The sequence below is a fragment of the Escherichia sp. 93.1518 genome (assembly GCF_013368915.2).
Classification (GTDB): domain Bacteria; phylum Pseudomonadota; class Gammaproteobacteria; order Enterobacterales; family Enterobacteriaceae; genus Escherichia; species Escherichia ruysiae.
Genome location: NZ_JABWMT020000009.1, coordinates 164075 through 174619, shown reverse-complemented (window position 1 = coordinate 174619; position 10545 = coordinate 164075). Strand labels below are relative to the sequence as shown.

General features: G+C 51.0%; 10 protein-coding genes. 3 read left to right on the top strand and 7 right to left on the bottom strand.

From position 1 onward, the window contains the following. The first annotated feature begins 324 nt into the window (after positions 1-324). Both nadA and pnuC read left to right on the top strand, forming a co-directional pair. Positions 325-1371, top strand: coding sequence for a quinolinate synthase NadA (gene nadA, locus HEN21_RS09200; protein ID WP_000115322.1), 1047 nt, complete (start codon positions 325-327; stop codon positions 1369-1371). A 33-nt stretch (positions 1372-1404) separates the two neighbouring features. Continuing rightward, positions 1405-2124 carry a nicotinamide riboside transporter PnuC gene (pnuC, locus tag HEN21_RS09195; protein WP_105286596.1) on the top strand — a complete coding sequence of 240 codons (720 nt, stop codon included), beginning with the start codon at positions 1405-1407 and terminating at the stop codon, positions 2122-2124. On the opposite strand, the gene zitB is transcribed toward pnuC, so the two are convergent. Together zitB and HEN21_RS09185 are read right to left on the bottom strand one after the other, a co-directional pair. Further along, entirely contained in the window at positions 2121-3062 is a 942-nt protein-coding gene (gene zitB, locus HEN21_RS09190) for a CDF family zinc transporter ZitB (protein WP_105286597.1), read from the bottom strand. The genes pnuC and zitB overlap by 4 nt on opposite strands. A gap of 112 nt (positions 3063-3174) precedes the next feature. Continuing rightward, positions 3175-3555: a YbgS-like family protein gene (locus HEN21_RS09185; protein ID WP_000784348.1), complete on the bottom strand. Its 381-nt coding sequence runs from the start codon at positions 3553-3555 to the stop codon at positions 3175-3177. Positions 3556-3870: 315 nt separating this feature from the next. Here HEN21_RS09185 and aroG point away from each other — a divergent pair, with 315 nt between their 5' ends. Beyond that, entirely contained in the window at positions 3871-4923 is a 1053-nt protein-coding gene (aroG, locus tag HEN21_RS09180) for a 3-deoxy-7-phosphoheptulonate synthase AroG (RefSeq protein ID WP_001109203.1), read from the top strand. 158 nt (positions 4924-5081) lie between these two features. Here the strand turns inward: aroG and gpmA are convergent, their stop codons facing one another. The 5 genes from gpmA to galE form a co-directional block, all read right to left on the bottom strand. Beyond that, positions 5082-5834 carry a 2,3-diphosphoglycerate-dependent phosphoglycerate mutase gene (gene gpmA / locus HEN21_RS09175; RefSeq protein WP_001295305.1) on the bottom strand — a complete coding sequence of 251 codons (753 nt, stop codon included), beginning with the start codon at positions 5832-5834 and terminating at the stop codon, positions 5082-5084. A 202-nt stretch (positions 5835-6036) separates the two neighbouring features. Next, positions 6037-7077 (bottom strand): galactose-1-epimerase, encoded by a 1041-nt coding sequence (galM, locus tag HEN21_RS09170; RefSeq protein WP_105286598.1) that lies wholly within the window; start codon positions 7075-7077, stop codon positions 6037-6039. Further along, positions 7071-8219 (bottom strand): galactokinase, encoded by a 1149-nt coding sequence (gene galK / locus HEN21_RS09165; RefSeq protein ID WP_000053421.1) that lies wholly within the window; start codon positions 8217-8219, stop codon positions 7071-7073. Before galK ends, galM begins: the two co-directional genes overlap by 7 nt. Positions 8220-8222: 3 nt before the next feature. Then, complete coding sequence (gene galT, locus HEN21_RS09160; protein WP_105286599.1) at positions 8223-9269, bottom strand: galactose-1-phosphate uridylyltransferase; 1047 nt, start codon at positions 9267-9269, stop codon at positions 8223-8225. Positions 9270-9278: 9 nt separating this feature from the next. Next, the gene (gene galE, locus HEN21_RS09155; RefSeq protein WP_001265443.1) at positions 9279-10295 is read right to left on the bottom strand and encodes a UDP-glucose 4-epimerase GalE; all 1017 of its coding nucleotides are present in this window, start codon (positions 10293-10295) and stop codon (positions 9279-9281) included. Between the last annotated feature and the right edge of the window lie 250 nt (positions 10296-10545).

Below are 10545 nucleotides of genomic sequence, written 5' to 3'. Positions count from 1 at the left end.
ACTTTTAATCAATTGGTCGCAGGTTCGAATCCTGCACGACCCACCAATGTAAAAAGGCACCCTAAAGGTGCCTTTTTGCTATTCAAGCATCCCTCAATTTCAATTCTTAAACCTGATGACATACTTCGTGCTTGCTGTGCAAACAACTCTACGTCGGTGGAGTAAGCTACATAGCATCGCATCCGGCATCTCATACGTAATTCGAGTGACTTTTCTCCACCATTCGGCTATCTTGTTTAGCATATAAAACAAATTAAACCGATAGTAGCGAATATTACGCTTTATGTCGGTCTAAATGTTAAGCCTGTAAAACGAGATGGCAAGATGAGCGTGATGTTTGATCCTGAAGCGGCGATTTATCCTTTCCCCCCGAAGCCGACACCGTTAAGCATTGATGAAAAAGCGTATTATCGCGAGAAAATAAAACGTCTGCTAAAAGAACGTAATGCGGTGATGGTCGCCCACTACTATACCGATCCCGAAATTCAACAGCTGGCGGAAGAAACTGGCGGCTGTATTTCTGATTCTTTAGAAATGGCGCGCTTTGGTGCCAAACATCCCGCTTCAACGCTACTCGTAGCCGGGGTGAGATTTATGGGAGAAACCGCCAAAATTCTCAGCCCGGAAAAGACAATTCTGATGCCGACACTTCAGGCTGAATGTTCACTGGATCTCGGCTGCCCAATTGAAGAATTTAACGCATTTTGTGATGCCCATCCCGATCGTACTGTTGTGGTCTACGCTAACACTTCTGCTGCGGTAAAAGCGCGCGCAGACTGGGTGGTAACTTCAAGTATTGCTGTTGAACTCATTGATCATCTGGATAGTCTGGGTGAAAAACTCATCTGGGCACCAGACAAACATCTGGGTCGTTACGTACAAAAACAGACGGGCGCAGATATTTTATGCTGGCAAGGCGCCTGCATTGTGCATGATGAGTTTAAGACTCAGGCGTTAACCCGCTTACAAAAACAATACCCTGATGCAGCCATACTGGTGCATCCGGAATCACCACAAGCTATTGTCGATATGGCGGATGCGGTCGGCTCCACAAGTCAGTTGATCAATGCTGCGAAAACATTGCCGCATCAGCGCCTTATTGTGGCAACTGACCGGGGTATCTTCTACAAAATGCAGCAGGCGGTGCCAGACAAAGAGTTACTGGAAGCACCAACCGCAGGTGAGGGCGCAACCTGCCGCAGCTGCGCGCATTGTCCGTGGATGGCCATGAATGGCCTTCAGGCCATCGCAGAGGCATTAGAACAGGGAGAAAGCAAACACGAGGTACATGTTGATGAAAGGCTGCGAGAGAGGGCGCTGGTGCCGCTTAATCGTATGCTGGATTTTGCGGCTACACTTCGAGGAAACTGACAATAAGGCGTCATGTTACGCATTGGGGGAAAGATGGATTTTTTTAGCACACAGAACATTCTGGTTCATATACCGATCGGCGCTGGTGGTTACGATCTTTCATGGATCGAAGCGGTAGGGACGATCGCAGGGTTACTGTGCATTGGCCTTGCCAGTATGGAGAAAATCAGCAACTACTTTTTTGGCTTGATCAACGTCACCCTGTTTGGCATTATTTTCTTTCAAATTCAATTATATGCCAGCTTGTTGCTACAGGTGTTTTTCTTTGCCGCCAACATTTACGGTTGGTATGCCTGGTCACGACAAACCAGTCAGCATGAAGCTGAGTTAAAAATTCGCTGGCTGCCATTACCTAAAGCGTTAACCTGGCTGGCGGTTTGCGTTGCTGCTATCGGCCTGATGACGGTATTTATCAATCCGGTATTTGCTTTCCTGACACGTGTTGCAGTCACTATTATGCAGGCGTTAGGTTTACAGGTTGCGATGCCGGAACTACAACCGGACGCCTTCCCGTTCTGGGATTCCTGCATGATGGTACTATCCATCGTGGCAATGATTCTGATGACGCGCAAATATGTCGAAAACTGGTTATTGTGGGTCATCATTAACGTGATAAGCGTGGTGATTTTCGCCTTGCAGGGCGTCTATGCCATGTCGCTGGAGTATCTGATCCTGACGTTTATTGCTCTTAACGGCAGCCGGATGTGGATCAACAGCGCACGCGAAAGAGGTTCACGCGCGCTATCTCATTAATGGTGATGATGTGAATGGCCAGACACTCCTTCATTAAGGTGGCAGTCTGGCCCATGACAAGGTTGATATTCCATCTGAATGGTGGCGTGCTCAATCTGATAGTGATCCATCAGATAATGTTGGATCGTATCCAACAACGCGTCATGATCGTGTGGCGGGATCACCTGCACATGCAGCGTCATTACTGGCTTTTCACCCACCATCCACACGTGTACATGGTGCACATTGCGGACTTCCGGGATTTCCCGGCACATACGACGCTTCAGTTCAGCGATATCCAGCGACACCGGCGCCCCTTCAAGTAATTCATTCACGCTATCTTTCAATAATCGCCACGCGCTGCGCAGAACCAGAAGCGACACCAGTATCGAGAGAATGGGGTCAGCAGGCGTCCAGCCGGTCCAGATAATAATCAACGCGGCAACGATAGCACCAACCGAACCCAGCAGATCTCCCAGTACATGCAGTGCTGCTGCGCGCACGTTAAGGTTTTTCTCTTCACTACCGTGATGAAGTAACCAGAAAGAAAGTATATTAGCCAGCAGCCCAGCTACGGCAATCGTCATCATCATGCCGCCTTCCACCGGACGCGGCGTGCGAAAACGTTCTATCGCCTCCCAGACAATCAAAATGGTAATCACCACCAGGGCGATGGCATTCACAAACGCCGCGAGCGTGGTCAATCTTAGCCAACCGAAAGTGTGGCGAATGGTGGGAGGACGACGTGAAAATTGCACGGCGAGTAGGGCAAAAAGCAGGGCAGCAGTATCGGTAAGCATATGTCCCGCATCGGCCAGCAACGCCAGAGAACCTGAGAGAAAACCGCCAATAACCTCAACCAGCATAAACCCGGCGGTCACGCCGAAAGCATACAACAAGCGACGAGCATTATTATCTTCTGGCAGGTGTGAAGATGTGTGTGAGTGTGAGTGCGCCATGACGAGTCATCCCTTAATTAATCTCACTTAACTTTATGACATCATACCGCTTTTAGAGGGGAAAAATTAAAAGGGAGAGACTCTGCTCTCCCGGTATTGGCTTTTTGGCAGATTACTGCGTGGTACCGTCGGTTTTGGTATCGACATCATTATTGATGCCATCACCAGTTTGTACTTTTTTATTAATGTCCGGGCAGCGACCATCTTTGCACATCGTATTTTTGTGCTCTTCATCTTTGGTCATGCCGTCATTGTTCATTGAAGAACCATCCGGATGCAACATTGTGCCGCCAGAACCGGTATTTACCCCGTTATTGTCGACGTTATTTGGTGCGACATTTTCACGGGCGTCCGGGGCTACCTGGCCCGCATCAGCTGCGGCGTTTGCCTGGCCGTTATTAGTTTGCGCTCCGCTATCGGCGGCCAGTGCGGCACCGCTGGCAAGGCTTAGAGTGGCAGTCAGAAAAAGTGTGGCCAGTTTTGTCATTTTCATAGGATGCTCCTGTTATGGTCGTTATGTCGGATAACCTCTTCCAACAGTGCATTTGCAGGTGAATATCAGGTAATGGTTTAAGATTTCAGCCAGAAGAATAAATCCAGCAGAGAATCTTGAAAAAATTAATAAACAGAGAAGTTACAGTTAGAAATTGTAGGTCAGATCTCGTTATTCGCGACAATCTGGCGTTTTTCTTGCTAATTCCAGGATTAATCCGTTCATAGTGTAAAACCCCGTTTACACATTCTGACGGAAGATATAGATTGGAGGGATTGCATTCACTAAGATAAGTATGGCAACACTGGAACAGACATGAATTATCAGAACGACGATTTACGTATCAAAGAAATCAAAGAGTTACTTCCACCTGTCGCACTGCTGGAAAAATTCCCCGCTACCGAAAATGCCGCGAATACGGTTGCCCATGCCCGAAAAGCGATCCATAAGATCCTGAAAGGTAATGATGATCGCCTGTTAGTGGTGATTGGTCCTTGCTCAATTCATGATCCGGTAGCTGCTAAAGAGTATGCCACTCGCTTGTTGGCGCTGCGGGAAGAGCTTAAAGACGAGCTGGAAATCGTTATGCGCGTCTATTTTGAAAAGCCGCGCACCACGGTGGGCTGGAAAGGGCTGATCAACGATCCGCATATGGATAACAGCTTCCAGATCAACGACGGTTTGCGCATTGCCCGTAAATTGCTGCTTGATATTAACGACAGCGGCCTGCCTGCAGCGGGTGAGTTTCTGGATATGATTACCCCGCAGTATCTCGCTGACCTGATGAGCTGGGGCGCAATTGGCGCACGTACAACCGAATCGCAGGTGCATCGCGAACTGGCATCAGGGCTTTCTTGTCCGGTAGGTTTTAAAAATGGCACCGATGGTACGATTAAAGTGGCTATCGATGCTATTAATGCCGCCGGTGCGCCGCACTGCTTCCTGTCCGTAACGAAATGGGGGCATTCAGCAATTGTGAATACCAGCGGTAACGGTGATTGCCATATCATTCTGCGCGGCGGTAAAGAGCCTAACTACAGTGCGAAACACGTTGCTGAAGTGAAAGAAGGGCTGAACAAGGCGGGTTTACCGGCGCAGGTGATGATCGATTTCAGCCATGCAAATTCGTCCAAACAGTTCAAAAAGCAGATGGAAGTTTGCGCTGACGTTTGCCAGCAAATTGCCGGTGGCGAAAAAGCTATTATCGGCGTGATGGTTGAAAGCCACCTGGCGGAAGGGAACCAGAGTCTGGAAAGCGGTGAGCCGCTGGCCTATGGCAAGAGCATCACCGATGCCTGCATCGGCTGGGAAGATACCGATGCTCTGTTACGTCAACTGGCGAATGCAGTAAAAGCGCGTCGCGGGTAAGGTTTAATTGTCGGATGCACCGCCAGAGTGGCGTATCCGATTAATCACCGTAGGCATGATAAGACGCGCAGCGTCGCATCAGGCAATGTGCTCCATTGTTAGCAACAAAAAAGCCGACTCACTTGCAGTCGGCTTTCTCATTTTTAAACGAATGACGTTTACTTCGCTTTACCCTGGTTAGCCACCGCCGCTGCTTTCGCTGCGATCTCGTCAGCATTACCCAGATAGTAGCGTTTCAGCGGTTTGAAATTCTCGTCGAACTCATACACCAGCGGCACGCCAGTCGGGATATTCAGCTCAAGAATCTCTTCTTCGCTCATGTTGTCGAGATATTTCACCAGTGCACGCAGGGAGTTCCCATGAGCGGCGATGATCACGCGCTCACCGCTCTTCATACGCGGCAGAATGGTTTCATTCCAGTAAGGGATCACGCGGTCAATGGTCAGCGCCAGACTTTCAGTCAGCGGTAGTTCTTTCTCGCTCAGCTTCGCGTAACGCGGATCGTGACCCGGATAACGCTCATCATCTTTAGTCAGCTCCGGCGGAGTCACCGCAAAACCACGACGCCACTGTTTCACCTGCTCGTCGCCATACTTTTCAGCGGTTTCTGCTTTGTTCAGACCCTGCAACGCACCGTAGTGACGTTCGTTCAGTTTCCAGGATTTCTCAACGGGCAGCCATGCCTGATCCAGTTCGTCCAGCACATTCCACAGAGTATGGATAGCGCGTTTCAGCACCGAGGTGTAAGCAAAGTCAAAGCTGTAACCTTCCTCTTTCAGCAACTTACCTGCTGCTTTTGCTTCGCTTACGCCTTTCTCAGACAGATCCACGTCGTACCAACCGGTGAAACGGTTTTCTTTGTTCCACTGACTTTCGCCATGACGAACCAGAACTAGCTTAGTTACAGCCATATACTTACTCCTCAAATCATTATTAAATGATAATAATTCTCATTATATTGCCGTGACGAAGCAACAGCAATGCTTACGCATAACCATAGCGAAAATAGTGTCGCAGTGTAAGGTTGTTGTGAATATTGAGTTGCAAATATGTCGGTGTTTGCTGGTGATTTGAGCAATATGAGGATAAAGCCCTCATCACGAGGGCTTAAAATTATTCAGCAATAAACTGATATTCCGTCAGGCTGGAATACTCTTCGCCAGGGCGCAGGAAGCAGTCCGGCTGCGGCCATTCAGGGTGGTTCGGACTGTCTGGCAGAAATTCGCTTTCCAGCGCCAGTCCTTGCCAGTCGGCGTAAGGTTCGGTTCCCCGTGACGGCGTACCGCCGAGGAAGTTACCGGAGTAAAATTGCAGAGCCGGAGCGGTGGTGTAGACCTTCAGCTGCAATTTTTCATCTGCTGACCAGACATGCGCTGCCACTTTCTTGCCATCACCTTTGGCCTGCAACAAGAACGCGTGATCGTAACCTTTCACTTTGCGCTGATCGTCGTCGGCAAGGAACTCACTGGCGATGATTTTGGCGCTGCGGAAATCAAAAGACGTCCCGGCGACAGATTTCAGGCCGTCGTGCGGAATGCCGCCTTCATCAACGGGCAGATATTCGTCCGCCAGAATCTGCAGTTTGTGATTGCGCACGTCAGACTGCTCGCCGTCGAGGTTGAAATAGACGTGGTTAGTCATATTCACCGGGCAAGGTTTATCAACTGTGGCGCGATAGGTAATAGAGATACGGTTATCGTCGGTCAGACGATACTGCACCGTCGCGCCGAGATTCCCCGGAAAGCCCTGATCGCCATCTTCTGAAGTCAGGGCAAACAGTACCTGACGATCGTTCTGGTTCACAATCTGCCAGCGACGTTTGTCGAACCCTTCCGGGCCGCCATGCAACTGGTTAACGCCCTGACTTGGCGAAAGCGTTACGGTTTCACCGTCAAAGGTATAACGGCTATTGGCGATACGGTTGGCATAACGACCAATAGAGGCTCCCAGAAACGCAGCCTGATCCTGGTAGCATTCAGGGCTGGCGCAGCCAAGCAGCGCCTCGCGGACGCTGCCATCGGAAAGCGGAATACGGGCTGAAAGTAAAGTCGCACCCCAGTCCATCAGCGTGACTACTATCCCTGCGTTGTTACGCAAAGTTAACAGTCGGTACGGCTGACCATCGGGTGCCAGTGCGGGAGTTTCGTTCAGCACTGTCCTGCTCCTTGTGATGGTTTACACACGTAAAAAGTCTCTTTAATGCCTGTTTTTGCTTCATATTGTTCAGCGACAGCTTGCTGTACGGCAGGCACCAGCTCTTCCGGGATCAGCGCGACGATACAGCCGCCAAATCCGCCACCGGTCATGCGTACGCCACCTTTGTCGCCAATCACAGCTTTTACGATTTCTACCAGAGTGTCAATTTGCGGCACGGTGATTTCGAAATCATCGCGCATAGAGGCATGAGACTCCGCCATCAGCTCGCCCATACGCTTCAGGTCGCCTTGCTCCAGCGCGCTGGCAGCTTCAACGGTACGGGCGTTTTCGGTCAGGATATGACGCACGCGTTTCGCCACGATCGGATCCAGTTCATGCGCTACGGCGTTGAATTCTTCAATGGTGACATCGCGTAGGGCTGGCCGCTGGAAGAAACGAGCACCGGTTTCGCACTGTTCACGACGGGTGTTGTATTCGCTGCCAACCAGGGTACGTTTGAAGTTACTGTTGATGATGACCACAGCCACACCTTTCGGCATGGAGACTGCTTTGGTGCCCAGTGAGCGGCAATCGATCAGCAAGGCATGATCTTTCTTGCCCAGCGCGGAAATCAGCTGATCCATGATCCCGCAGTTACAGCCAACAAACTGGTTTTCTGCTTCCTGACCGTTAAGCGCGATTTGTGCGCCGTCCAGCGGCAGATGATAAAGCTGCTGCAATACGGTTCCGACCGCCACTTCCAGTGAGGCGGAAGAACTTAACCCGGCACCCTGCGGCACATTGCCGCTAATCACCATGTCCACACCGCCGAAGCTATTGTTACGCAGTTGCAGATGTTTCACCACGCCACGAACGTAGTTCGCCCATTGATAGTTTTCATGCGCGACAATGGGCGCATCGAGGGAAAACTCGTCGAGCTGATTTTCATAATCGGCTGCCATTACGCGAACTTTACGGTCATCGCGTGGCGCACAACTGATCACGGTTTGATAATCAATCGCGCAGGGCAGAACGAAACCGTCGTTGTAGTCGGTGTGTTCACCAATCAAATTCACGCGGCCAGGCGCCTGAATGGTGTGAGTGGCAGGGTAGCCAAATGCGTTGGCAAACAGAGATTGTGTTTTTTCTTTCAGACTCATTTCTTACACTCCGGATTCGCGAAAATGGATATCGCTGACTGCGCGCAAACGCTCTGCTGCCTGTTCTGCGGTCAGGTCTCGCTGGGTCTCTGCCAGCATTTCATAACCAACCATAAATTTACGTACGCTGGCAGAGCGCAACAGAGGCGGATAAAAGTGCGCGTGCAGCTGCCAGTGTTGATTCTCTTCGCCATTAAATGGCGCACCGTGCCAGCCCATAGAGTAGGGGAAGGAGCACTGGAAGAGGTTGTCATAACGACTGGTCAGCTTTTTCAACGCCAACGCCAGATCGTTGCGCTGGGCGTCGGTCAAATCGGTGATCCGTAATACGTGGGCTTTGGGCAGCAGTAGCGTTTCGAACGGCCAGGCAGCCCAGTAAGGCACAACGGCTAACCAGTGTTCGGTTTCGACAACGGTACGGCTACCGTCTGCCAGCTCGCGCTGAACATAATCCACCAGCATTGGCGATTTCTGCTCGGCAAAATATTCTTTTTGCAGGCGGTCTTCGCGCTCAGCTTCGTTAGGCAGGAAGCTATTTGCCCAAATCTGTCCGTGCGGATGCGGGTTAGAGCAGCCCATCGCCGCACCTTTGTTTTCAAAGACCTGCACCCATGGGTACGTTTTCCCCAGTTCTGCAGTTTGCTCCTGCCAGGTTTTGACGATTTCCGTCAATGCCGCAACGCTCAGTTCTGGCAACGTTTTACTGTGATCCGGCGAAAAGCAGATCACCCGGCTGGTGCCGCGCGCGCTCTGGCAACGCATCAGCGGATCGTTGCTTTCTGGCGCATCTGGCGTGTCAGACATCAAGGCCGCAAAGTCATTAGTGAAAACGTAAGTCCCGGTGTAATCGGGGTTTTTATCGCCTGTCACCCGCACATTACCTGCGCAGAGGAAGCAATCTGGATCGTGCGCAGGTAACACCTGTTGGGCTGGCGTTTCCTGCGCCCCCTGCCAGGGGCGCTTAGCGCGGTGCGGTGAAACCAGAATCCATTGCCCGGTGAGCGGGTTGTAGCGGCGATGTGGATGATCAACGGGATTAAATTGCGTCATGGTCGTTCCTTAATCGGGATATCCCTGTGGATGGCGTGACTGCCAGTGCCAGGTGTCCTGCGCCATTTCATCGAGTGTGCGCGTTACGCGCCAGTTCAGTTCACGGTCGGCTTTGCTGGCATCCGCCCAGTAGGCCGGAAGGTCGCCTTCGCGACGCGGTGCAAAATGGTAATTAACCGGTTTGCCGCAGGCTTTGCTGAAGGCATTAACCACGTCCAGCACGCTGCTGCCTACGCCTGCGCCGAGGTTGTAGATGTGTACGCCAGGCTTGTTCGCCAGTTTTTCCATCGCCACGACGTGACCGTCCGCCAGATCCATTACGTGGATGTAATCGCGTACGCCAGTACCGTCTTCGGTCGGATAATCGTTACCAAAAATCGCCAGTGAGTCGCGACGGCCTACAGCAACCTGGGCGATGTATGGCATCAGGTTATTCGGAATGCCTTGCGGATCTTCGCCCATATCGCCCGACGGATGCGCGCCAACCGGGTTGAAGTAGCGCAGCAGGGCAATGCTCCAGTCCGGCTGGGCTTTTTGCAGGTCGGTGAGGATCTGTTCCACCATCAGTTTGCTTTTGCCATAAGGGCTTTGCGGTGTGCCGGTCGGGAAGCTTTCAACGTATGGAATTTTGGGCTGATCGCCATAGACGGTGGCGGAGGAGCTAAAAATAAAGTTTTTGACGTTAGCGGCGCGCATGGCGCTAATCAGGCGCAGAGTACCGTTGACATTGTTGTCGTAATATTCCAGCGGTTTTTGTACCGATTCGCCAACGGCTTTCAGCCCGGCAAAGTGGATCACGGTGTCGATAGCGTGATCGTGCAGGATCTCGGTCATCAACGCTTCGTTACGGATATCGCCTTCAACAAACGTCGGATGTTTGCCGCCTAAACGCTCGATAACAGGCAGTACGCTGCGCTTACTGTTACAGAGGTTATCAAGAATGATGACATCATGACCGTTTTGCAGTAATTGCACGCAGGTATGACTTCCAATGTAACCGCTACCACCGGTAACCAGAACTCTCATAATTCGCTCCATTAGGCTTATGGTATGAAATAACCATAGCATAACAAAGATGCGAAAAGTGTGACATGGAATAAATTAGTGGAATCGTTTACACAAGAATTTAGCCGTTTTTTATGCCCGATTAAGTGATTATAAAACAGAGGGTTTATGAATGATTGCGCTTTTTATCTTAAAAAAAGACGCGGTTTCATGCCTGGATGTGTCTGACCGTGAGCCGGATAACACGTTTACGCCACATCCGGCACGGTCA